Annotated in this window: 20 protein-coding genes; 9 read left to right on the plus strand and 11 right to left on the minus strand. The window is 57.1% G+C overall.

What is annotated here, in order from left to right:
- Nucleotides 1-7: 7 nt before the first annotated feature.
- The gene (gene xseA / locus M8318_RS15030) at nucleotides 8-1,381 is read right to left on the minus strand and encodes an exodeoxyribonuclease VII large subunit (RefSeq protein ID WP_262663379.1); all 1,374 of its coding nucleotides are present in this window, start codon (nucleotides 1,379-1,381) and stop codon (nucleotides 8-10) included.
- Between the two features lie 159 nt (nucleotides 1,382-1,540).
- Here xseA and guaB point away from each other — a divergent pair, with 159 nt between their 5' ends.
- Together guaB and guaA are read left to right on the plus strand one after the other, a co-directional pair.
- Entirely contained in the window at nucleotides 1,541-3,007 is a 1,467-nt protein-coding gene (gene guaB, locus M8318_RS15035) for an IMP dehydrogenase (RefSeq protein WP_262663380.1), read from the plus strand.
- Between the two features lie 63 nt (nucleotides 3,008-3,070).
- Nucleotides 3,071-4,648, plus strand: a complete 1,578-nt coding sequence (gene guaA / locus M8318_RS15040) for a glutamine-hydrolyzing GMP synthase (RefSeq protein ID WP_262663381.1) — start codon at nucleotides 3,071-3,073, stop codon at nucleotides 4,646-4,648.
- Nucleotides 4,649-4,710: 62 nt separating this feature from the next.
- On the opposite strand, the gene M8318_RS15045 is transcribed toward guaA, so the two are convergent.
- From M8318_RS15045 to M8318_RS15055, 3 genes are read right to left on the minus strand one after another with little or no spacing between them, the layout of a single operon-like run.
- Complete coding sequence (locus M8318_RS15045; RefSeq protein ID WP_262663382.1) at nucleotides 4,711-5,454, minus strand: alpha/beta hydrolase; 744 nt, start codon at nucleotides 5,452-5,454, stop codon at nucleotides 4,711-4,713.
- A 9-nt stretch (nucleotides 5,455-5,463) separates the two neighbouring features.
- Nucleotides 5,464-5,718 (minus strand): YdgH/BhsA/McbA family protein, encoded by a 255-nt coding sequence (locus M8318_RS15050; RefSeq protein WP_262663383.1) that lies wholly within the window; start codon nucleotides 5,716-5,718, stop codon nucleotides 5,464-5,466.
- A gap of 35 nt (nucleotides 5,719-5,753) precedes the next feature.
- The gene (locus M8318_RS15055) at nucleotides 5,754-6,215 is read right to left on the minus strand and encodes a DUF6130 family protein (protein ID WP_262663384.1); all 462 of its coding nucleotides are present in this window, start codon (nucleotides 6,213-6,215) and stop codon (nucleotides 5,754-5,756) included.
- Nucleotides 6,216-6,436: 221 nt separating this feature from the next.
- On the opposite strand from M8318_RS15055, the gene M8318_RS15060 reads away from it, so the two are divergent.
- The gene (locus tag M8318_RS15060) at nucleotides 6,437-7,162 is read left to right on the plus strand and encodes a 3-oxoacyl-ACP reductase family protein (protein WP_262663385.1); all 726 of its coding nucleotides are present in this window, start codon (nucleotides 6,437-6,439) and stop codon (nucleotides 7,160-7,162) included.
- Here M8318_RS15060 and M8318_RS15065 read toward each other — a convergent pair.
- Entirely contained in the window at nucleotides 7,159-8,340 is a 1,182-nt protein-coding gene (locus M8318_RS15065; protein WP_262663386.1) for an MFS transporter, read from the minus strand. The two genes, M8318_RS15060 and M8318_RS15065, sit on opposite strands and share 4 nt — an antisense overlap.
- 98 nt (nucleotides 8,341-8,438) lie before the next feature.
- On the opposite strand from M8318_RS15065, the gene M8318_RS15070 reads away from it, so the two are divergent.
- Entirely contained in the window at nucleotides 8,439-9,323 is an 885-nt protein-coding gene (locus tag M8318_RS15070; protein ID WP_262663387.1) for a LysR family transcriptional regulator, read from the plus strand.
- A 27-nt stretch (nucleotides 9,324-9,350) separates the two neighbouring features.
- Here M8318_RS15070 and M8318_RS15075 read toward each other — a convergent pair whose 3' ends face one another.
- Nucleotides 9,351-9,557 carry a YfgG family protein gene (locus tag M8318_RS15075; protein ID WP_142486675.1) on the minus strand — a complete coding sequence of 69 codons (207 nt, stop codon included), beginning with the start codon at nucleotides 9,555-9,557 and terminating at the stop codon, nucleotides 9,351-9,353.
- A gap of 347 nt (nucleotides 9,558-9,904) precedes the next feature.
- On the opposite strand from M8318_RS15075, the gene M8318_RS15080 reads away from it, so the two are divergent.
- A complete protein-coding gene (locus tag M8318_RS15080; RefSeq protein ID WP_262663519.1) occupies nucleotides 9,905-12,145 on the plus strand; it encodes a sensor domain-containing phosphodiesterase in 2,241 nt (746 codons plus the stop codon).
- 7 nt (nucleotides 12,146-12,152) lie between these two features.
- Here M8318_RS15080 and ppx read toward each other — a convergent pair whose 3' ends face one another.
- The 4 genes from ppx to purM form a co-directional block, all read right to left on the minus strand.
- On the minus strand, nucleotides 12,153-13,694 hold the full coding sequence (gene ppx / locus M8318_RS15085; protein ID WP_262663388.1) for an exopolyphosphatase: 1,542 nt from the start codon (nucleotides 13,692-13,694) through the stop codon (nucleotides 12,153-12,155).
- 3 nt (nucleotides 13,695-13,697) lie between these two features.
- Entirely contained in the window at nucleotides 13,698-15,758 is a 2,061-nt protein-coding gene (ppk1, locus tag M8318_RS15090; protein WP_262663389.1) for a polyphosphate kinase 1, read from the minus strand.
- Between the two features lie 179 nt (nucleotides 15,759-15,937).
- Complete coding sequence (gene purN / locus M8318_RS15095; protein ID WP_225758298.1) at nucleotides 15,938-16,579, minus strand: phosphoribosylglycinamide formyltransferase; 642 nt, start codon at nucleotides 16,577-16,579, stop codon at nucleotides 15,938-15,940.
- Complete coding sequence (purM, locus tag M8318_RS15100; RefSeq protein WP_262663390.1) at nucleotides 16,576-17,613, minus strand: phosphoribosylformylglycinamidine cyclo-ligase; 1,038 nt, start codon at nucleotides 17,611-17,613, stop codon at nucleotides 16,576-16,578. Before purM ends, purN begins: the two co-directional genes overlap by 4 nt.
- Nucleotides 17,614-17,892: 279 nt before the next feature.
- On the opposite strand from purM, the gene M8318_RS15105 reads away from it, so the two are divergent.
- The 4 genes from M8318_RS15105 (at nucleotide 17,893) to M8318_RS15120 (ending at nucleotide 22,367) form a co-directional block, all read left to right on the plus strand.
- Complete coding sequence (locus M8318_RS15105; protein WP_262663391.1) at nucleotides 17,893-19,323, plus strand: 6-phospho-beta-glucosidase; 1,431 nt, start codon at nucleotides 17,893-17,895, stop codon at nucleotides 19,321-19,323.
- Nucleotides 19,324-19,566: 243 nt separating this feature from the next.
- Nucleotides 19,567-20,193 (plus strand): uracil phosphoribosyltransferase, encoded by a 627-nt coding sequence (gene upp, locus M8318_RS15110; RefSeq protein WP_106994631.1) that lies wholly within the window; start codon nucleotides 19,567-19,569, stop codon nucleotides 20,191-20,193.
- Between the two features lie 87 nt (nucleotides 20,194-20,280).
- The gene (gene uraA, locus M8318_RS15115; protein ID WP_262663392.1) at nucleotides 20,281-21,570 is read left to right on the plus strand and encodes a uracil permease; all 1,290 of its coding nucleotides are present in this window, start codon (nucleotides 20,281-20,283) and stop codon (nucleotides 21,568-21,570) included.
- Between the two features lie 95 nt (nucleotides 21,571-21,665).
- The gene (locus M8318_RS15120; protein WP_261645262.1) at nucleotides 21,666-22,367 is read left to right on the plus strand and encodes a DnaA inactivator Hda; all 702 of its coding nucleotides are present in this window, start codon (nucleotides 21,666-21,668) and stop codon (nucleotides 22,365-22,367) included.
- Nucleotides 22,368-22,400: 33 nt separating this feature from the next.
- Here M8318_RS15120 and arsC read toward each other — a convergent pair whose 3' ends face one another.
- Nucleotides 22,401-22,760: an arsenate reductase (glutaredoxin) gene (arsC, locus tag M8318_RS15125; protein ID WP_262663393.1), complete on the minus strand. Its 360-nt coding sequence runs from the start codon at nucleotides 22,758-22,760 to the stop codon at nucleotides 22,401-22,403.
- Nucleotide 22,761: the final 1 nt, after the last annotated feature.

Here is a 22,761-nt window from a genome sequence, read left to right on the forward strand (position 1 = left end):
TATCGCGTCAGGCCTTTTTACGGGCGCGGGTTTTTCTGACTGGCGTCACGCCTTTCACTTCGCTTTCCACCCAGCCGTCTGACAACCGGGTGGTGAGGACATCCCCGGCTTTGACCTGTTTGGTTTGCTTCAGCACGTTGCCGTCGGTCGCGGTAGTCACGCTGTAGCCGCGCGCCAGCGTCGAGAGCGGGCTGACGGCTTCCAGATGGGTGACCGCATTACCAAAACGCTCGCGGGTGCTGCTCAGGCGCGCGCGCAGGTTATCCGCGAGGCGGTACTCCAGCTGTTGAATACGCGTTTTCGCGCGATAAATGCGCGGCTGCGGGTTGTGCTGGTTCAGGCGCTGGGTGGTGCGCTGCTGGCGCTGGAGCGCCCGTTTAAGCTGATTATCCACCGCGAGGTTCATCCGCTGGCGCAGACGTTCCAGCACGGTTTGCTGACGTGCCAGACGCAGCTGCGGATGCTGCTGCTGCAAGCGATGGTGAAGCTGGGTAAAGCGACGGGTGCGGTTGGCGAGGAAATAGTCCATCGCCATCTCCAGCCGCTGTTGGCCGTTCTGCATCTGGCGCAGCAGTTCGAGCTGGTTACGGCTCACCATTTCTGCCGCGGCAGAGGGCGTGGGTGCCCGCAGGTCGGCGACAAAATCGGCGATAGTGACGTCGGTTTCGTGCCCGACGGCGCTGACCACCGGGATCTGGCTGGCAAAAATCGCCCGGGCCACGCGTTCGTCGTTAAAGCTCCAGAGATCTTCCAGCGAGCCACCCCCGCGTCCGACGATCAGCACATCACACTCCTGACGGGCGTTGGCAAGCTGAATGGCGCGGACAATCTGCCCGGGCGCATCGTCACCCTGGACGGCGGTCGGGTAGATAATCACCGGCAGGGAAGGATCGCGGCGTTTCAGAACGTGCAGAATGTCATGCAGTGCGGCACCGGTTTTCGAGGTGATCACCCCTACGCAGTGGGCAGGGGAGGGGAGCGGCTTTTTGTACTGCTGATCGAACAGCCCTTCTGCCGACAGTGCGGCTTTTAGCTGCTCATATTTTTGCTGCAGCAGCCCTTCGCCCGCTGGCTGCATGCTCTCAACGATAATCTGATAATCACCGCGCGGCTCGTACAGGGTGATACTGGCGCGAACCAGAACCTGCTGTCCGTGCTGCGGTCGGAACGTCACCCGACGGTTGCTGTTGCGGAACATCGCGCAGCGCACCTGAGCGGTGTTGTCTTTCAGGGTGAAGTACCAGTGACCGGATGCCGGCTGAGTGAAATTAGAAATTTCTCCGCTGATCCACACCTGGCCGATTTCCTGCTCAAGCAGCAAACGGACCGTCTGGTTAAGGCGGCTGACGGTATAAATTGAGGGGGATTGAGAGGATAACATGTGAGCGGGATCAAATTCTAAATCAGCAGGTTATTCAGTCGATAGTAACCCGATAAGAGGCAATCGCAAGCATTTTTTATAAAAAAGTGTAGATGCAATCGGTTACGCTCTGTATAATGCCACGGCAATATTTAACCACCCAGGTCAGAGATATTGCCCATGCTACGTATTGCTAAAGAAGCACTGACGTTTGACGACGTCCTCCTCGTTCCCGCTCACTCCACCGTTCTGCCGAATACTGCCGACCTCAGCACGCAGTTGACCAAAACCATTCGCCTGAACATTCCTATGCTCTCCGCGGCAATGGACACCGTGACTGAAGCGCGCCTGGCTATCGCCCTGGCTCAGGAAGGCGGCATTGGCTTTATTCATAAAAACATGTCTATCGAGCGCCAGGCGGAAGAAGTTCGCCGCGTGAAGAAACATGAATCTGGCATCGTTACCGATCCACAGACCGTTCTGCCAACCACCACTCTGCACGAAGTAAAAGCCCTGACCGAGCGTAACGGCTTTGCAGGCTACCCGGTTGTGACCGAAGAGTATGAGCTGGTAGGTATCATTACTGGTCGTGACGTGCGTTTCGTCACCGACCTGAACCAGCCAGTCAGCGTCTACATGACTCCGAAAGAGCGTCTGGTCACCGTGCGTGAAGGCGAATCCCGCGACGTGGTGCTGGCAAAAATGCACGAAAAACGCGTTGAGAAAGCGCTGGTTGTGGATGACAGTTTCCATCTGCGTGGCATGATCACCGTTAAAGACTTCCAGAAAGCAGAACGTAAACCGAACGCCTGTAAAGACGAGCATGGCCGTCTGCGCGTGGGCGCTGCGGTTGGCGCTGGCGCAGGCAATGAAGAGCGCGTTGATGCGCTGGTTGCTGCGGGCGTTGACGTCCTGCTGATCGACTCCTCTCACGGCCACTCCGAAGGCGTGTTACAGCGTATTCGCGAGACCCGTGCTAAATATCCTGACCTGCAGATCATCGGCGGTAACGTAGCAACTGGCGCAGGCGCTCGTGCGCTGGCTGAAGCAGGTTGCAGCGCGGTGAAAGTGGGGATCGGTCCTGGCTCCATCTGTACCACCCGTATCGTCACCGGCGTGGGCGTTCCGCAGATCACTGCGGTCTCCGACGCGGTAGAAGCGCTGGAAGGCACCGGTATTCCGGTTATCGCTGACGGCGGGATCCGTTTCTCCGGCGACATCGCCAAAGCCATCGCGGCCGGTGCGGCAGCGGTAATGGTCGGTTCCATGCTGGCCGGTACCGAAGAGTCCCCGGGCGAGATCGAACTGTTCCAGGGTCGTTCTTATAAGTCGTATCGTGGGATGGGTTCTCTGGGCGCGATGTCCAAAGGCTCTTCTGACCGTTACTTCCAGACCGACAACGCTGCCGACAAACTGGTGCCGGAAGGTATCGAAGGCCGCGTGGCTTATAAAGGCTACCTGAAAGAGATCATTCACCAGCAGATGGGCGGCCTGCGTTCCTGTATGGGCCTGACCGGCTGTGGTACCATCGACCTGCTGCGGACTAAAGCGGAATTCGTGCGTATCAGCGGCGCGGGTATTCAGGAAAGTCACGTTCACGACGTGACCATCACCAAAGAGTCCCCGAACTACCGTATGGGCTCCTGATAAGTTTCCACGCCCGGCTATATGCCGGGCGATTTTGTTTCACTTGCCTCGGAATTAGCGTCAATGACGGAAAATATTCATAAACATCGCATTCTCATTCTGGATTTCGGTTCGCAATACACTCAGCTGGTCGCTCGTCGCGTCCGTGAGCTGGGCGTTTACTGTGAGCTGTGGGCGTGGGATGTCACGGAAGCACAGATTCGCGAATTCAATCCAAGCGGTATCATCCTCTCCGGTGGCCCGGAAAGCACCACCGAAGAGAACAGCCCGCGCGCGCCGCAGTATGTGTTCGAAGCCGGTGTGCCGGTGTTCGGCGTCTGCTACGGCATGCAGACCATGGCGATGCAGCTGGGTGGCCACGTTGAAGGGTCTAACGAGCGTGAGTTCGGCTACGCGCAGGTTGAAGTCCAGACTGAAAGTGCCCTGATCCGCGGTATCGAAGACTCCCTGACCGCCGACGGCAAAGCGCTGCTGGACGTGTGGATGAGCCACGGCGACAAAGTCACCGCCATCCCTTCGGACTTCGTGACCGTCGCCAGCACCGAAAGCTGCCCGTTCGCCATCATGGCTAACGAAGAGAAACGCTTCTACGGCGTGCAGTTCCACCCGGAAGTGACTCACACCCGTCAGGGTTTGCGCATGCTGGAGCGTTTTGTCATCGACATTTGCCAGTGTGAAGCCCTGTGGACGCCAGCAAAAATCATCGACGATGCGGTTGAGCGTATTCGCCAGCAGGTCGGTGACGACAAAGTGATCCTCGGCCTCTCCGGCGGCGTTGACTCCTCCGTAACCGCGATGCTGCTGCACCGCGCCATCGGCAAAAACCTGACCTGCGTGTTCGTGGACAACGGTCTGCTGCGCCTGAACGAAGCCCAGCAGGTGATGGACATGTTTGGCGACCACTTCGGCCTGAACATCGTTCACGTTGAAGGCGAAGAGCGTTTCCTGACCGCGCTGGCGGGTGAAAACGATCCGGAAGCGAAACGTAAAATCATCGGTCGCGTGTTCGTGGAAGTGTTTGACGAGCAAGCCCTGCGTCTGGAAGAGGTGAAGTGGCTGGCTCAGGGGACTATCTACCCTGACGTGATCGAATCTGCGGCATCCGCAACCGGTAAAGCGCACGTCATCAAATCTCACCACAATGTGGGCGGCCTGCCGAAAGAGATGAAGATGGGTCTGGTTGAGCCGCTACGTGAGCTATTCAAAGACGAAGTGCGTAAGATCGGTCTCGAGCTGGGCCTGCCGTACGACATGCTCTACCGTCACCCGTTCCCGGGCCCGGGTCTGGGCGTGCGCGTGTTGGGCGAAGTGAAGAAAGAGTACTGCGACCTGCTGCGTCGTGCGGACGCGATCTTCATCGAAGAGCTGCACAAAGCTGACCTCTACAACAAAGTGAGCCAGGCGTTCACCGTGTTCCTGCCGGTTCGCTCTGTGGGTGTAATGGGCGATGGCCGCAAGTACGACTGGGTTGTCTCCCTGCGTGCGGTTGAGACCATCGACTTTATGACTGCACACTGGGCGCACCTGCCGTATGACTTCTTAGGCCGCGTCTCTAACCGCATCATCAACGAAGTGAACGGTATTTCCCGCGTGGTGTATGACATCAGTGGGAAGCCACCGGCGACGATTGAGTGGGAATAACTCCCGCCCGTTAGTTGCTTTGTTAGTGAAGCCCGCATCCTGCGGGCTTTTTATTGCCTGTTTCATTTCACCGCTTGTTCAATCACCCGGGCAATCTCCTCCGGCTGGCTCACCATCGACACATGGCTTGCCGCCACTTCAGTGGTTTTGGCATCAATCTTCTTCGCCATGGCTCGCTCCAGATCCGGGTTAATCATCCGGTCACTCTTGCTGACCACATACCAGCTCGGCTTATCGTGCCAGGCGGCATGGGTAACTTTTTCCCCGAACGCATCGGCGCGGATCGGGCCCTGGGTGGCGGTCAGGGTGTTTTGCTCAGCAGCCTTAATGTCTGGCGCAAAATCCTGGCGTACCGATTTGCCCGGTAAATAGAGAAAACCGTTTGCTGTTTTGACGATACCCGCGCTGCCCGGCGGAGCAGGGTAGCTCCCCGCCAGATCCGCCGTCGACTGGCCTGAATCCGGGGCAAAGGCCGCGACATAGACCAGAGATTTTACCCGCGCGTCGTTACCCGCCTCGCTGATCACCGTCCCGCCCCAGGAGTGGCCCACCAGCACCACATCCCCATGAGCCCGGGCGATGGCGCGCTGCGTCGCGGCGACATCCTCTTTCAGTGAGGTGAGCGGGAGCTGAACGGCAATAACTTCGGTATGCTGACGTTGCAAGTTGTCGATCACCCGGTTCCAGCTGCTGCCGTCGGTAAAAGCGCCGTGCACTAATACCACGGTTTTATTATTCGCCAGTGCCGCACCACTGGTAGCCAGCAGCAGGCCCACCGCTAAGGTATGAAGAGACAATTTTTTCATGGTAACGCCTCAACGATAAATATCCGCGGTGCCTGACAGGGTGTTGTTCCCGCCGGCGGAGGTAATACGAAACGCGCTGGCGCCCGCTTCGGTGGCTTTGGCCTGCAGTTTCGCCTCCAGATCCGTGAGCGACGTTGCGCCGCTGCTGTCGGAAACGGTGCCCACTTTTTGCAGTCCCTCAGGCTGGTTAATCTCCTGGGCAGCGAAAGCAGAAGAGGCCACGGCGGCGGTAAAGGTCAGAACAGCGATCAGTAATGTTTTCATGGGTAATATCCTCAAAAATAAGTGAGTGGTTGAGTTCAGTGCATCACCGCAGCATGCGGCGGCACGGTGAATTCGATGGTTTTACGATCAACAGGTTTATGGGTTGGATCGGCGAGAATAAGCGTCACCTTGTGGTGGCCCGCAGGCAGTCCCACCAGAATGACCGGCTCGCCGCTGGCGTCGGCCCAGTGCCAGGGGTTGTCATCCACGATGACGTGAATATGGCCGATGCGCGGCGTCACTTTTAGCGCCTCGGGTCCGAACACTGGCTCAATGCGCATGTTCTCGGTGCGGTACTGAATAAAGACCGCGCCTTTACTCAGCGGGCCCGCCAGCGGCGGATCCACAATCAGCTTCGCCGGTGGCTGGGGCTGTTCGAGTGGTGCTACGGCGGCGGGGCCGTTAACGTCTGCGGCACTGAGTCCGCTTAACGGTGCGGCCCAGCTACAGCCTGAGGCCAATGCGAACAGCGTAAGCAGTACATTTCGATGCAACATCCGGGTATCTCCTCTTCAGGTCATCAATGGCGACAGAGACAGAAAACCATTTTTATGTATCGGGTCTGTTTGCTGCGGGTGGCTTTTTTGTATGGCTGCGTAAGCAGGGCGGAGTGGATACAGTGCGATACATTCCGGGCAAGCGCGGGGGCCTTTCTGCTGGCATGGTTGTTGACAGAGGCACCCGGGTGGGTGCTAAAGCAAACAGGAGAATGACCATCATGAATCACAAAAAAGTAGCGCTGGTTTTCGGCGGCACGCGCGGTATCGGGGCGTCTATTGCGGCGCGACTGGCGAGCGAAGGTTATCGGGTTGCTATCACCTGGGTGTCACGTCCGGACCGGGCGCAGGCACTGATGACAACGATTGAGCAACAGGGCGGGCAGGCGTTCGCCCTTGAAGCCGACAGCGCAGATGCGAAGGCTATCCAGGCCGCGGTGGATAAGACATTACAGCAGTACGGCAGGCTGGATGTCGCGGTGGTGAATGCGGGCGTGCTACGCCTCGGTACCATTGAAGATTATTCGCTGGAGGATCTCGATGCCACCCTGGCCGTCAACGTGCGCGGCGTCTTCCTTGCCATTCAGGCGGCGGTGAAGCAGATGGCTGACGGGGGACGCGTGATCACTATTGGCAGCAACACCGCAGTGCGCACCGGGCATGCGGGCAGCAGCGTTTATGCCATGAGTAAAGCGGCCGTGGCATCGATGGTGCAAAACCTGGCGCTGGATCTGGCGCCACGGCGGATCACTATCAACAACATTCAACCGGGCCCCATCGCCACCGATATGACCGCCGGAATAGCGGAGCAGATCGTCGGCAGCATTCCGCTGCAGCGGATGGGGCAGCCGGACGAAATCGCCTCGCTGGCAGCCTGGCTTGCCGGGGCGTCATCCGGTTATATGACCGGGGCCAGTCTGACCATTGACGGCGGCTTCGTACTTTAGTCGCTCAGGGCAGGGACGCCGTGACGATGATGCGATACCTGACCCTTCACAATAGCCACCGCCAGCCCGGCAATCACCAGCGTCAATCCCCACGACACCCACATCGCGCCGAGGCTCCCAAACGCCCGGTTCAACCACGCATAGGCCAGCGGGGAGGCCGCCGCCATCAATTGGGCCGGGATTAGCAGCACCCCGGTGCGCCTGGCGTACTCTTCAGGTGCAAACAGCTGTAAGGGTAAGGTGGCTTTCACGATGGTCACCAGCCCGTTGATCGCGCCGTAGCCGAGCACAAAACCGGCGGCAGACCAGAGGAAGAGCGTACTGCTCAGCCCGAGCAGAAAGCACACCGGCATGGCCAGGGCGGTAAGCAGCGTCAGGCGCAGCGGGGTGAGCCGCGCCCCGGCAACCACCTCCAGGAACCGTGCCCCGGTCTGCCCAATCCCCCATAACATGCCGATGGTAACCGGCAGGCCGACGCTGGCGATAAACTCCGGCAGGTGAGTGGAGGTGCCGTTAGAGACGAAAGTTATCAGCGCGATGAAGGCGGCATAGAGCCAGCCGTTGCGGCGATCCTGCCCTCCGGAGGTCGGGGTGCGTTGCGTTACCGTCGGGCGTGTTTGATTGGGTAACGACAGGGTTAATGCCGCGCTCAGCAAGCCGAACAGGGCATAGACCAGCAGCGCGCTTCGCCAGCTCATCACCGTCAGCAACGCTTCGCCCAGCGGCCAGAACACCACCGAGGCCAGCCCACCCGCCAGCGTCACGCGGGAAAGGGTTCGCCGCGCCTGTTGGCCGTACAGGTTCACCAGCGCCGCAAACAGCGCGTCGTACAGCGACAAGCGCATGCCGATGCCGGTCACAATCCATGCCGCGTACCAGGCGACAAGGGAGTGGGCGTAAGCCATCCCCACACAGCTGGCAGAAATCAGCAGCGTTCCGGTCATCACCACCCGTTGTCCTCCCATCCGCGCCAGCAGGTTAGCGACAAACGGCGAGAGGGCGGCCATCACCAGCATGGCGAGGGTCAGGCCCGAATAGATCGCTGGTGATGACCAGCTGCTATCCATTGTGATGGCCCGGGCGAAGGTGCCCGGCATATAAAAAGAGATGCCCCAGTTGATAAGCTGGTTACAGCCGCTGGTCAGGGGAAGTGCACGGGGTATGGCCAGGTTTTTCATTATCTTTCATTCCATCAGACAGTTATCCTGAGCATATCCCGCGCATCAGGCCGCTGGCAGGCCGGTGCGTTTATGGCTCCTATAAGAGAAACTTTGTGATGACAACGCTGAATCTGGGACAGCTGGCAACCTTTCGACTGGTCGTTCAGCGGGGCAGCTTTTCTGCGGCTGCGGACATGCTGGGGCTTTCGCAACCGGCGGTGAGTCTGCAGATCCGCCAGCTGGAGCAGTTTCTGCAGGCGCGATTAATCGAGCGTACCGGGCGGGGGATCAAAGCCACGGCGGCCGGGCTGGCGTTGTTGACTCACGGCGAGCGGATCGAGCAGGCGGTGGACGAGACGATCCGGACGGTGGCCGCGTTCAGCCATGAAGTGAACGGAACGATCACCATCGGGATGGGGGCAACGGCTTGCATCCATCTTTTACCGCCGCTGTTGCAGCAGCTGCGTCAGGATCATCCCCTGCTACGGGTCGGCGTCACCACTGGCAACACTCTGGAGATTGTTCGCGCCATAGAGGAGAACCGTCTCGATCTGGGGCTGGTGACCTTGCCCGCTGCGGGGTCGGCACTGGCGATCGCGCCGGTGCTGGAGGAAGAGTTTGTGTTTATTGCCGCAGAGGATCAGCGGGAGCTGTTTACCACACTGTCCGCACCTGAGCTTCAGGCCCGCCCCTTTATCGCCTTTGGTACCGGGAGCAGCACAAGGGCAGTGATTGATGCCTGGTTTCTGGCCAGCGGTGTGGAGGTTGAACCGGTGATGCAGTCCGGCAGCATTGAAGCGATCAAACGTATGGTTCGCGTTGGGCTGGGGTACAGCATTATTCCGCGCATGGCGGTGGAGTGTGCAGAAGATCGGCAGGGTTTATGTGTGCGCTCGCTTACGCCAGTTTTACAGCGCCAGCTGGCCATCGTCATGCGTCAGGATAAAGTGCTAAGCAAAGGCATTAGCGAAATTATTCGATTATTACAAACGGCGAAATAATGCAATTAACCCGTAAAAACCAAATGATTAATTAATTGTCGTGGAAGAACGCTCGACGTATTCGCCAGAGAGGCTGGATTGTTGCGCCTGTTTTTTTTCCTGGTGGTGATACCAGGCACCAATGGAGGAGTAAACGAAGCGGCCCACAAAAAAGAATAAGCTGATTAGCAGTATGATACGCGTCATCCGAGTGTTAAACCGATGTCGTTTTCGCATACGTGTGGCCTGACTCACTGTCGTGTTCCTGAAAATACCCTGAGGGCGATGTGCCATTAAGGCATACGGGAGCCACAGGGGTCAATTATTCGGTTTGTAAAATTCCGTCAACGATTAATTCACTTGCTGTTATGTATAATTATTAATTTATTTACACCATTGATAATTCGCACAAAATTATCGTTAAAAAGCGTGAATATTCTTATTCGGCAATAATATTTTTGATTTAAGTCAAATCTCGCTCGCCATGGCTTACTAAAATCTTTCCTCCTTTCGTGTTTGCGTTATTTCGTCTGCACGACAACGTCGTCAGGTTGGATGCCTGTCTGAACTGCCCCTGGATGAGCGGGTTAACTATGGCATCTATGACTATCTTCTCGTTATACAAAAAATACAAAGACCGCTGGTGGGCGTTGCCGCTGATCCTGCCGATCGTTCTGCTGCCCGTTGCGCGACTCGCCACGACCTACACTCAGGTTCAGGGAAACCTGGTGGTGCTCTATTACATGCCGCTGGCGTTCTTATTATCGATGATGCTGTTTTACGGCATGGCGGCAGTGCCAGGCATTGTGATTGCGCTTTTTGTACACTATTACCCTTCGGTGGGCGGTTACGAAGCCGCCGTGGCGATTGGCCATTTTTTGATCCCAATAACCCTCAGCTGGGGGGGGTATCGGGTTTTTGTTCCCCGTCGCAATAATGTCTCCTATGGTGACGCCCGGCTGATGGCGCAACGGATGTTCTGGCAGATGCTCTGTCCCGCCACAATTTTTTTGCTGCTGTTTCAGTTCGCCGTCTATCTCGGGGTCTACAAAACCCGGTTTGACCTGGCGGGGATCAGCACCCCCGGGATCCGCTCACTGATTAACTACCAGGGCTTACTGGTCGGGTGCCTGACAGGCGTGCCGTTCTGCTATCTCATTATCCGCATTCTCCGCCATCCCCGTTATCTGCGAAGCCTGCTGGCGCAGATTGTGGGCCAGATCGACCGTAAAGTGACGGTGACGGAAGTGATTATCTGGACCGCGGCAACCGGCGCACTGCTGGCCTTGCTCCTGTGGCCGATCAACGAAAACAGCACCATTTTCAGTACCAATTACACGCTGTCGCTGCTGATGCCGGTGATGCTATGGGGATCGATGCGCTTCGGTTATAAGCTGATGTCCCTTATCTGGACGCCGGTGCTGATTATCGCTATTCACTTTTTTGACAGCTACATTCCCCGGGCACAGGGTTACGACATTCAGCTCACCATCACCACCTCCAGCTACCTGGTCTTTACCTTCGTGGTGGTTTATATGGCGATGCTGGCGACGCGTCAGCGGGAGAGTAATACCCGTGCCAGACGACTGGCGTTTCTCGACCCGGTGGTGCACATACCCAATCTGCGGGCGCTCAATCGCGCGCTGGGGAAAAACCCCTGGTCGGTGCTCTGCTTCCTGCGCATCCCGGAGCTGGAGGTGCTGGGGCGTAACTACGGCGTTTTGCTGCGTATCCAGTATAAGCAGAAACTGGCTGCGTGGATCCATGACTATCTGCAACCGGATGAGTGCGTGTATCAGCTGTCCGGGCACGATCTGGTGTTGCGGCTGAATACCGAGCTGCATCAGTCCCGTATTGACGAGCTGGATTTACATATCAAACGTTTTCGCTTCGTCTGGGATGGGATGCCGCTCCAGCCGCAGGTGGGGGTCAGCTACTGCTACGTGCGTTCCCCGGTGGTGCATCTTTATCTGCTGCTGGGGGAGCTGAGCACCATAGCGGATCTCTCCCTGGCGACCAATCACCCGGAAAACCTGCAGCAGCGGGGCGCCATCAATTTGCAACGCGGCCTGAAAGACAAAGTCGCGATGATGAATCGCCTGCAGCGCGCGCTGGAAAAAGATGAATTTACCCTGCTGGCGCAGCCGGTGAAGGGGATCCGCGGCGATGACTATCATGAGGTGCTGCTCCGGCTGCAAAATGATGATGCCGGGCTGATTGCCCCCGATGAGTTTCTGCCCGTCGCGCAGGAGTTTGGCCTCTCTTCGCGAATTGATCTGCTGGTGCTGGAGAAGACGCTGCAGTTTATGGCTGATAACCGGGAGAGTCTGCCGGGCCAGCGTTTTGCCATCAATCTGTCGCCGTCATCCGTTTGCCGGGCACAGCTGCCGCTTGAGGTGAGCCGCATGCTGGAAACCTATGGCATTGAGAGCTGGCAGCTCATTTTTGAGATCACCGAGAGCAGCAGCTTTGGCAATGCCGGGCTGGCGATGCAAACAATGAACCATCTGCAGGAGATGGGATGCCGGGTGGCCATTGATGACTTCGGTACCGGCTATGCCAGTTATGCCCGCTTAAAGAGCGTGGATGCCGATATCCTGAAGATCGACGGCAGCTTTATTCGTAACATCGTCAGCAACAGTCTGGATTATCAGATTGTGGCTTCGATTTGCCATCTGGCGCGGATGAAGAAGATGCTGGTGGTAGCAGAATATGTCGAGAGCGAAGAGATCCGTTGCGCCGCGGAGGCGCTGGGGATTGATTACTTCCAGGGCTATTTAATCGGTAAACCCGTCAGGCTGGAATCTTTGCTGCCGCAACAGGCGCTCGCAACGAGCGCCTGAAGGGCAATCAGGCGGCGACGTTCGGAAAGTGCTCTTCTTCAATCTTCAGACACCAGCCGGTAACGGCGCTCCAGTACTGCTGCTCTCTTTCCAGATCCAGCAGCACCAGCGCGTTCTGGCTGAACCAGTCATGCGGGAAGCTCAGCGTCCAGTGGTTATCGTCCGTGGTGAGCGTCAGGGTCGGCGGCGTGGTGGTCGCCTGGCGCTGGTTGTTAAGCAGCACCCCCAGGCGTAACAGCTGGATCAGCGGCAGGAACTGTTTTTTCTTGAACAGCGTAAAGCGCGGCAACTCGTCCAGCTTAACGGCTTTGCGATGATAGCGTACCAGCGAGGCCATCATGGTCTGCTGCTCCTGGTTGAAGCCAGGCAGGTCGCTGTTTTGCAGAATGTAGGCCGAATGGCGGTGCATCCCGCTGTGATTGATGTTCAATCCGACTTCGTGCAGCATCGCCGCCCACTTCAGCAGGGCCGCCAGCTGCGGATGCGCCAGTTTTGGGTTCTGGGTTTCCCACTGCTCGTAGATATGGGTGGTGGTTTCCAGCACCCGCTTCGCCTGCTCACGATCGATGTTGTACTGATTCGCCAGGCTCTGCGCGGTACGGCTGCGAATATCCTGATGACGGAATCGACCTTCCATCTCATAGAGTACGCCTTCGCGCAGCGCGCCGTCAGACAGGCGCAACTCACGGATGGCCAGCGCATCGAACACGCCGCACAGGATCGCCAGACCCGGGACAAACACCGCTTTGCGCTCCTCGGACAGGCCAGGCAGGCTCAGGGCCTCGAAGCTTTTATGCTTGATCACCTCTTCCATCAGCATCGACAGACGCTCAGGGGTGATAAAACCGTCTTTTTCGCCCATCTCCACCAGCACCTCATGTGCGGCTTTGATCGTACCCGAAGCGCCAAGCGCCACGTTCCAGCCCTGCAGTCGGTACTGCCAGGCAAGCGTCTCCAGCTTCTGCACCGCGGCCATGCGCGCACGCTGGAAGTTTTCCCGGCTGATGGTCCCACCCGGGAAGTAGAGTTGTGCGAAACTGACGCAGCCCATCCGGCGGCTTTCCACCAGATGCGGCTCAAAGTTTTCGCCAATCACCAGCTCGGTGGAGCCGCCACCGATATCGATCACCAGCTTGCGGCCTTTTTCTGGCTGAGTATGTTCCACACCCATGAAAATCAGTCGGGCTTCTTCATTCCCCGAAATGATCTCGATAGGGTAGGGGATCACCTGCTCCGCACGCTTTAAAAATTCGGTTGCATTCGACGCCTGGCGGAGGGTGTGGGTCCCGACAATGCAAACGCTTGATGGAGTGAAACCCTGCAGGCGTTCGGCAAACAGCGACAGGCAGTTCAGCCCGCGCTCCATCGCCTCTTCGCTGAGCATGTTGTCCGGACCCAGGCCGTCAGCCAGGTGGACGCGCTGTTTCAGCCGACCAATGATCTGCATTGCACCATCAACTTCACGGGCAATGACCATGTGGAAGCTGTTAGAACCAAGGTCGACCGCAGCAAACTCCTGCGGTCGTGGGGTCTTATCGTTTATCGGCATAGGTTAATCGGATTGCTCGAGTGATTTGATATAGTCGTAAATCGCCAGCTGTGCCCGCACTTTACGGCGATTGCCGCGCGGCACATAGCGGTTACTCAGTTCTTTATCGATATAACGTGCTTTTACAGTATCGCTTAACAATAAGTCAATGATATCAAGAATTTGTTGCTTCAGTCGCGGGTCAAGCAGCGGCGTCGCCACTTCGATGCGGTAATCGATGTTGCGCGTCATCCAGTCGGCAGAAGAGAGGTAGACGCGTTTATCGCCACCGTTCTCAAAAATATAGATGCGATCGTGTTCAAGGTAGCGGTCGACGATGCTCGTAACGCGAATATTTTCACTGATCCCCTCAAGTTCAGGGATAAGCGAGCACATGCCGCGGATCAGCAGATTGACCTGAACCCCGGAACCAGAAGCGGCATACAGGCGATCCACCAGCCCTTTATCGACCAGGTTGTTGAGCTTCAGCGTAATGCCTGCCGGCAGGCCATTCTGGGCATTGGCAATCTCTTTGTCGATCATGTCATACAGCAGGCGACGGGAGTTCTGCGGCGATACCAGCAGATAGTCGAAGCTGACCGGACGGTACGGGTTCTCAATGAAGTTAAAGACCCGGCGCACCTCGTTAGTGATGCGCGCATCGGCGGTGAGCAGCGAGTAGTCGGTGTAAATCCGCGCGGTCTTCTCGTTGAAGTTGCCGGTACCGATGTGGGCATAACGCACCACGTCCTCCCCCTCTTTACGGGAGATGAGGAACAGCTTGGCGTGAATCTTCAGCCCCGGGGCCGAGAAGATGACGTGTACGCCCGCTTCGGTCAGGCGGCGGGCCCAGTGGATGTTGGCCTCTTCATCGAAGCGTGCCTGCAGCTCCACCACCACGGTCACTTTCTTGCCGTTATGGGCGGCGTGGATCATCGCATCGATAATGCGGGAGTCTTTCGCCACACGGTAGATGTTGATTTTGATCGCCAGCACGTTGGGATCGAACGACGCCTGACGCATCAGTTCCAGCACGTGCTCAAAGGTGTGGTACGGGTAGTAGAGCAGAACGTCGCGCTCGCGAATGGCGTCGAAGCCGTTGCGGAACTTATCGAACCAGATATGGCGCAGACGCGGCAGCGGCTTGTTCACCAGGTTGGCTTTGCCGACGTTCGGGAAGCCGATAAAGTCTTTAAAGTTGTGATAGCGGCCACCCGGGACGATGGAGTCGTAGCGGGAGATGGTCAGCTTTTCACGCAGCATCTCGACCATCGCATCCGGCATATCGCGCTGATAGACAAAGCGCACCGGCTCCGCGGTCAGACGCTGCTTGAGGCTGGAGGACATCAGCTCCATCAGGCTGGCTTCCATCTCGTGCACCAGATCGTACTCGGCGTCACGGGTCATCTTCATCGAATAGGCGTTCAGGGCGTCGTAATCAAAGAAGCCCTTGAAGATGTCGTCCAGACAGTAGCGCAGGATGTTATCCAGCAGGATCATCGGCTTGCGGCGGCGCGGCGTTTCCGGCGGCAGGTTGACGAAGCGCGGCACTTTATCTGACGGGATCTCCAGCAGCGCATAGCGGATGCTGTCGCCGCGAATAATCTCCACCGCCAGATAGGTGTAATCATCCTTCAGGAACTGCACCAGATCGGTTTCGCGATTAATCAGAATGGGGGTGATGTGCTGGCGCAGATAATGTTTGAAATAGTGACGCAGCCAGCTCTGCTGGTTGACCGAGAGCTGTCGCTCGTTAATCAGGAAGATTTGATTGCGTGCCATCTCCAGCAGCAATTCGTTATACAGGGTGTCAAATTCCTGATCGGCTTTCAGAACCCGGGACTGGATCTTGCCCAGCAGATGACGCGAATTGGAATTTAAACCCTGCTCTTCGCTAATGATGATTCGGCGTTTCAGCTCAGCAAAGCGCACTTTGTAGAACTCATCCAGGTTATTGGAGTAAATCCCCAGAAAACGCATGCGCTCAATCAGCGGGTTAGTTTTATCCGCTGCTTCCTGAAGCACGCGCTCATTGAAGGCTAACCAGCTTAGCTCTTTTTCGATGTATAACTTTTCCTGACCCATTACTGCTCACACTCCAGTTCAATCACAGGACGTGGTAAATCCGTCTCGCCTTTATTATGGCGAGCATTTCCACGATATGTCCAACTGTGTCAGAAAAGTATGACAGTTAAATTATTTTATGAGGGATATTAATCAGTTGGAATGAGGTGAAGGATTGCCCGGCACCGCCGGGCAAAAGACTACTCTTCGGCCGCGTGGCCTTGCGGGGGTAACGGCGCGCCATCCAGCCAGGCGGCACCGTCGCGCATTTCAAGGCGACCATCAACAAACCAGCTGACCACCAGCGGATAGATGGCATGCTCCTGGGCCTGAACCCGGGCGGTGACATCCTCTTCGCTGTCGCCTGCAAACACCGGCACTTTCGCCTGCAGGATCACCGGGCCACCGTCCAGTTCGTCAGTGACAAAATGGACCGAGGTGCCGTGCTCCTCGTCGCCATTATCCAGCACCTGACGGTGGGTGTGCAGGCCGGGATATTTTGGCAGCAGGGAAGGGTGGATGTTCAGCAAACGCCCGGCATAGTGCGCCACAAACGCCGGACTGAGGATCCGCATGTAGCCCGCCAGCACCACCACGTCCGGGGCGTAGGCGTCGATCTCCTGCACCAGCTCGCGGTCAAAGGCCTCGCGGCTGGCAAACTGCGAGGCACCGAGCGCATGGGCGGCAATGCCTGCGTCGCGGGCGCGCTCAAGGCCGAACGCGTCGGCCTTGTTACTGAATACTGCGCGAATGGTGCCGTTGATCTTCTTCTGTTCGCAGGCATCGATGATAGCCTGCAAATTACTTCCGTTACCGGAAATGAGCACCACTATGTTTTTCATTCAATGACCACACGCTGTTCGGAATCAGATGCTTTGATGATACCGATTTTCCACGCGTTTTCACCTTTGGCCTGCAGCAGCGCCAGGGCATTGTCCACTTCGCTGGCTGGCAGGGCGATCAGCATCCCCACGCCGCAGTTGAAGGTGCGATACATTTCATGATCGCTGACGTTACCGGCATCCTGAAGCCAGTTGAACACTGACGGCCACTGCCATGAGGATTCGTCGATTACCGCCTGGGTGTTGTCCGGCAGTACGCGCGGAATATTTTCCCAGAAGCCGCCGCCGGTGAGGTGGGCGATGGCGTGAACGTCGACCTTCTCGATCAGCTCCAGAATGGATTTCACGTAGATGCGGGTCGGTTCCAGCAGGTGATCCGCCAGCGGTTTGCCTTCCAGCTCGGTGGTGAGAGGGTCGCAGCCGCTTACTTCAACAATTTTGCGTACCAGCGAGTAACCGTTGGAGTGCGGGCCGCTGGAGCCCAGCGCAATCAGCACGTCGCCGTCGGTCACTTTGCTGCCGTCAATGATCTCTGATTTTTCGACAACGCCCACGCAGAAGCCGGCTACGTCGTAATCTTCGCCGTGGTACATCCCCGGCATTTCAGCGGTTTCACCGCCGACCAGCGCACAGCCAGACTGCAGACAGCCTTCAGCGATACCGCTGATCACGCTGGCTGCGGTGTCGACGTCCAGCTTGCCGGTGGCGTAGTAGTCGAGGAAGAACAGCGGCTCAGCGCCCTGAACCACCAGGTCGTTGACGCACATGGCAACCAGGTCAACACCGATGGTGTCGTGGCGTTTCAGATCCATCGCCAGGCGCAGCTTGGTGCCGACGCCGTCAGTGCCCGAGACCAGAACCGGTTCGCGATATTTTTGCGGCAGCGCGCACAGTGCGCCGAATCCTCCCAGCCCACCCATCACTTCCGGGCGACGGGTTTTTTTAACGACCCCTTTGATACGGTCAACCAGCGCATTACCTGCGTCAATATCTACACCGGCATCTTTGTAGCTGAGAGAAGTTTTGTTGGTCACGGCTCAAGTCCCCACGCGATTGCATTGCGATTGTAAGAAAAATCGGCGCAATTCTAACAGTCCAGGCAAACGTTTGCGAGCCCATTCTGCAACAGAAAAAAGGGGCCCTGAAAATCCAGCAAAAATCGCTCGCTGGCACGCAAACTTGAACCCGTTCACGAAAATGAAACCGGGTACATTCTTATACTTGCAACCCCTTCGCTGAATGCACATCATTTCACTGAAACCGGTTTCTGTACTCTTTTTTGCCGATAATTAACGCTGAATGAGGGATATCGCATGTCAGGATTCAAAGAGGGTTTTCTGTGGGGCGGCGCGGTGGCGGCGCATCAACTTGAAGGCGGCTGGCAGGAGGGTGGTAAGGGCCCGAGCGTCGCAGACGTGATGACCGCAGGTGCGCACGGCGTTCCGCGCGAGATCACCAACGGCGTGCTGCCGGGCAAAAACTACCCCAACCATGAAGCCATCGATTTCTATCATCGTTACAAAGAGGACATCCAACTCTTTGCAGAAATGGGTTTTAAATGCTTCCGCACCTCGATTGCCTGGACGCGTATTTTCCCCAAAGGCGACGAACAGCAGCCCAACGAGGCGGGCCTGCAGTTTTACGACGATCTCTTTGATGAGTGCCTGAAGCACGGCATCGAGCCGGTGATTACCCTCTCGCATTTCGAAATGCCTTATCACCTGGTGAGCGAATACGGCGGCTGGCGTAACCGCAAACTGATCGACTTCTTTGTGCGCTTTGCCAGCGTGGTGTTTACGCGTTATCAGCACAAAGTGAAGTACTGGATGACCTTCAACGAGATCAACAACCAGGCCAACTTCCACGAAGATTTTGCTCCGTTCACCAACTCCGGCCTGCACTATCAGCCGGGCGAAGATCGCGAGCCGGTGATGTTCCAGGCGGCGCACTACGAGCTGGTGGCCAGCGCCCTGGCGGTAAAGGCCGGACGTGACATCAACCCCTCCCTGCGTATCGGCTGCATGATCGCCATGTGTCCTATCTATCCGCTGACCTGCGCTCCGGACGACATGATGATGGCAATGAACGCCATGCATCGCCGCTACTGGTTCACCGACGTGCACGTGCGCGGCGCCTATCCGCAGCATCTGCTCAACTATTTTGCCCGTCGCGGTTTCGAGCTTGATATCACCGAAGAGGACAAAGCGGCGCTGAAGCAGGGCTGTGTGGATTACATCGGCTTCAGCTATTACATGTCGTTTGCCACCAAAGCGACGGCGGATAACCCAGAGCTGGATTACGACGAGAGCAAAAGTCTGGTCTCCAATCCCTACGTGCAGAAATCGGACTGGGGCTGGCAGATTGACCCGGTGGGGCTGCGCTACTCCCTGAACTGGTTCTGGGATCACTACCAGCTGCCGCTGTTTATCGTCGAGAACGGTTTTGGTGCCATCGACGTGCTGGAGAGCGACGGCACGGTGAACGACCAGTACCGCATTGACTATCTCAGCGCCCATATCCGCGAGATGAAAAAAGCGGTGGTAGAAGACGGCGTGGATCTGATGGGCTACACCCCGTGGGGCTGTATCGATCTGGTCTCCGCTGGCACCGGCGAAATGAAAAAACGCTATGGCTTTATCTACGTCGATAAAGATAACGAAGGCAACGGTACGCTGAATCGCAGCAAGAAGAAGTCGTTCGCCTGGTATCAGCAGGTGATTGCCAGCAACGGCGATAATCTTTAATCGCGGTGGAATTGCCGGGTGGCGGCTTCGCCTTACCCGGCCTACAAAACCCAGCTCCACCCGGCAAAACCCCGCACTAAAACCGGAGATCTCCCTCCGGTTTTTTTTGTCTCTTTTATACTCTCTGCAGCCCGTTATTCACTTTGGTTGATCCCGGTCAAGCAAGATGGGTATGGCGTAGCCCGCAAAAAGCGGTATAATCCGGCGATTTTTTTTGTGGCTGCCACCCGAAGGAGAAAGAGAATGAAGATTGTGGAAGTGAAACACCCACTCGTTAAACACAAGCTGGGCCTGATGCGTGAGCATGACATCAGCACTAAGCGCTTTCGTGAACTGGCCTCTGAAGTTGGCAGCTTACTGACCTATGAAGCAACCTCCGATCTGGAAACTGAAACTGTCACCATTGAAGGCTGGAACGGCCCGGTACAGGTTGAGCAGATCAAAGGTAAAAAAATTACCGTTGTGCCAATCCTGCGTGCGGGTCTGGGCATGATGGAAGGCGTGCTGGAGCACGTCCCGAGCGCGCGTATCAGCGTGGTCGGTATCTACCGTGACGAAGAGACGCTGGAGCCGGTTCCGTATTTCCAGAAGCTGGTTTCCAATATCGACGAGCGTATGGCGCTGGTCGTTGACCCGATGCTGGCGACCGGTGGTTCAATGATCGCCACTATCGACCTGCTGAAAAATGCGGGCTGCAGCAGCATCAAGGTACTGGTACTGGTTGCCGCGCCGGAAGGCATCGCCGCACTGGAAAAAGCGCATCCGGACGTGGAGCTGTACACCGCCTCTGTCGATCAGGGTCTGAACGAGCACGGATACATTATCCCGGGTCTCGGTGATGCCGGTGATAAGATTTTTGGTACCAAATAAGTGAACAACGAAAAAGAAGCCGACTTTGATAGTCGGCTTTTTTTTGAATAAAACACACACAACCAATAATACTCAGAGGAAGACACTATGACGCGCCGTGCTATCGGGGTGAGTGAAAGACCGCCGCTTTTACAGACAATCCCGCTTAGTTTGCAGCACCTGTTTGCGATGTTTGGCGCAACCGTGCTGGTGCCAATCCTGTTCCACATTAACCCGGCCACCGTGCTGCTGTTTAACGGTATCGGGACGCTGCTGTACCTCTTCATCTGCAAAGGGAAAATCCCGGCCTATCTGGGTTCAAGCTTTGCCTTTATCTCCCCGGTACTGTTGTTGCTGCCGTTGGGTTACGAAGTGGCTCTGGGCGGCTTTATCATGTGCGGCGTGCTGTTCTGCGTGGTGGCTTTCATTGTGAAAAAAGCCGGTACCGGCTGGCTGGACGTGATGTTCCCGCCTGCGGCAATGGGCGCCATTGTTGCCGTCATCGGGCTGGAGTTAGCCGGTGTCGCGGCGAACATGGCGGGCCTGCTGCCTGCCGACGGCCAGGCGCCGGATACCAAAACCATTATCATCTCGCTGGTGACCCTGGGCGTGACGATCTTTGGCTCCGTGCTGTTCCGTGGCTTTATGGCGATTATCCCGATCCTGATTGGCGTGCTGGCGGGCTACGCGCTCTCCTTCGCCATGGGCGTGGTGGATACTACGCCGATCGCCCAGGCCCACTGGTTCGCGCTGCCAACCTTCTACACCCCGCGCTTTGAGTGGTTTGCCATCTTTACCATTCTGCCTGCCGCGCTGGTGGTGATTGCCGAACACGTCGGCCACCTGGTGGTCACGGCGAACATCGTTAAGCGCGACCTGATCCGCGACCCGGGCCTGCACCGCTCGATGTTTGCCAACGGCTTCTCGACCATTATCTCCGGTTTCTTCGGTTCAACGCCAAACACCACCTACGGTGAGAACATCGGCGTGATGGCCATTACCCGCGTGTACAGCACCTGGGTTATCGGCGGCGCGGCAATTATCGCTATCCTGCTCTCCTGCGTGGGCAAACTGGCGGCAGCCATCCAGATCATCCCGGTCCCGGTGATGGGCGGCGTTTCGCTGCTGCTGTACGGGGTGATCGGTGCCTCCGGTATTCGCGTCCTGATCGAATCGAAAGTGGATTACAGCAAGGCGCAAAACCTGATCCTGACCTCGGTGATCCTGATCATTGGCGTCAGCGGTGCCAAGGTGCACATTGGTGCGGCCGAGCTGAAAGGCATGGCGCTGGCAACCATCGTCGGTATTGCCCTGGCCCTGATCTTCAAACTGATCTCCGTTCTGCGCCCGGAAGAAGTGGTCCTGGACGCGGAAGAGACAGAAAAAGTCTCCCATTGATCCTCTAACCGGGCGGCCGATCCGCCCGGTTCTCTCCCCGCTTGTTCCGTGTTAAACTCTGGGCCGATTCCGAGTAAGACCTGGTTGAGGTATTTCTGAACGCACCGGCACAGCTCTCTTTGCCACTTTATCTTCCCGACGACGAAACTTTCGCGAGTTTCTGGCCGGGTGATAACCCCTCTTTACTGGCTGCACTGCAAAACGTGTTGCGCCAGGAGCACAGCGGTTACATCTATATCTGGTCACGCGAAGGCGCGGGGCGCAGCCATCTGCTGCATGCCGCCTGTGCCGAACTCTCGCAGCGCGGGGATGCGGTCGGCTATGTGCCGCTGGATAAGCGCACCTGGTTTGTACCGGAAGTGCTCGACGGGATGGAACAGCTGTCGCTGGTCTGCATCGACAATATCGAATGCGTGGCGGGGGATGAGCTGTGGGAGATGGCGATTTTTGATCTCTACAATCGCATTCTGGAGTCCGGGAAAACCCGGCTGCTGATCACCGGCGATCGTCCACCGCGTCAGTTAAACCTGGGGCTGGCCGATCTCGCCTCCCGCCTCGACTGGGGGCAGATCTATAAATTACAGCCGCTCTCGGATGAAGATAAACTCCAGGCTTTGCAGCTGCGGGCGCGGTTGCGGGGGTTTGAACTGCCGGAGGACGTGGGACGTTTTCTGTTAAAACGGCTGGATCGCGAGATGCGTACGCTGTTTATCACCCTCGATCAGCTGGATCGGGCATCTATTACCGCCCAGCGAAAGCTCACCATTCCCTTTGTGAAAGATATCCTCAATCTGTAGGCCCGGCGCACGCAGGCTACCGGGCCATTTTACTTACTTCACAATCTCCAGCACCTGTTCAGGTGGACGGCCAATACGTGCTTTACCGTTTGCCACCACAATCGGGCGCTCGATCAGCTTCGGATTATCCACCATCGCCTGAATTAACGCCTCTTCAGTGAGCGCGCTATCAGCCAGACCCAGCTCTTTGTAAAGCTCCTCTTTCTGGCGCATTAACGCTCTGGCACTGGTCATCCCCAGCTGGCTTAACAGCGTGCGCAGGGTGTCCGCATCCGGCGGCGTCTCCAGATAGAGCACCACCTGCGGCTCAACGCCGTTGGATTTCAGCAGGGCTAGTGTTTCGCGGCTCTTTGAGCAGCGAGGGTTGTGGTAGATCGTAACCGCGTCAGACATC

Source organism: Leclercia tamurae (assembly GCF_025566055.1).
GTDB lineage: Bacteria > Pseudomonadota > Gammaproteobacteria > Enterobacterales > Enterobacteriaceae > Enterobacter > Enterobacter tamurae.

Bases quoted from the DNA above. Each gene is read 5' to 3' on its own strand.
- xseA (WP_262663379.1), bottom strand. From the start codon at position 1,381: ATGTTATCCTCTCAATCCCCCTCAATTTATACCGTCAGCCGCCTTAAC.
- guaB (WP_262663380.1), top strand. From the start codon at position 1,541: ATGCTACGTATTGCTAAAGAAGCACTGACGTTTGACGACGTCCTCCTC.
- guaA (WP_262663381.1), top strand. From the start codon at position 3,071: ATGACGGAAAATATTCATAAACATCGCATTCTCATTCTGGATTTCGGT.
- M8318_RS15045 (WP_262663382.1), bottom strand. From the start codon at position 5,454: ATGAAAAAATTGTCTCTTCATACCTTAGCGGTGGGCCTGCTGCTGGCT.
- M8318_RS15050 (WP_262663383.1), bottom strand. From the start codon at position 5,718: ATGAAAACATTACTGATCGCTGTTCTGACCTTTACCGCCGCCGTGGCC.
- M8318_RS15055 (WP_262663384.1), bottom strand. From the start codon at position 6,215: ATGTTGCATCGAAATGTACTGCTTACGCTGTTCGCATTGGCCTCAGGC.
- M8318_RS15060 (WP_262663385.1), top strand. From the start codon at position 6,437: ATGAATCACAAAAAAGTAGCGCTGGTTTTCGGCGGCACGCGCGGTATC.
- M8318_RS15065 (WP_262663386.1), bottom strand. From the start codon at position 8,340: ATGAAAAACCTGGCCATACCCCGTGCACTTCCCCTGACCAGCGGCTGT.
- M8318_RS15070 (WP_262663387.1), top strand. From the start codon at position 8,439: ATGACAACGCTGAATCTGGGACAGCTGGCAACCTTTCGACTGGTCGTT.
- M8318_RS15080 (WP_262663519.1), top strand. From the start codon at position 9,905: ATGACTATCTTCTCGTTATACAAAAAATACAAAGACCGCTGGTGGGCG.
- ppx (WP_262663388.1), bottom strand. From the start codon at position 13,694: ATGCCGATAAACGATAAGACCCCACGACCGCAGGAGTTTGCTGCGGTC.
- ppk1 (WP_262663389.1), bottom strand. From the start codon at position 15,758: ATGGGTCAGGAAAAGTTATACATCGAAAAAGAGCTAAGCTGGTTAGCC.
- purN (WP_225758298.1), bottom strand. From the start codon at position 16,579: ATGAAAAACATAGTGGTGCTCATTTCCGGTAACGGAAGTAATTTGCAG.
- M8318_RS15105 (WP_262663391.1), top strand. From the start codon at position 17,893: ATGTCAGGATTCAAAGAGGGTTTTCTGTGGGGCGGCGCGGTGGCGGCG.
- upp (WP_106994631.1), top strand. From the start codon at position 19,567: ATGAAGATTGTGGAAGTGAAACACCCACTCGTTAAACACAAGCTGGGC.
- uraA (WP_262663392.1), top strand. From the start codon at position 20,281: ATGACGCGCCGTGCTATCGGGGTGAGTGAAAGACCGCCGCTTTTACAG.
- arsC (WP_262663393.1), bottom strand. From the start codon at position 22,760: ATGTCTGACGCGGTTACGATCTACCACAACCCTCGCTGCTCAAAGAGC.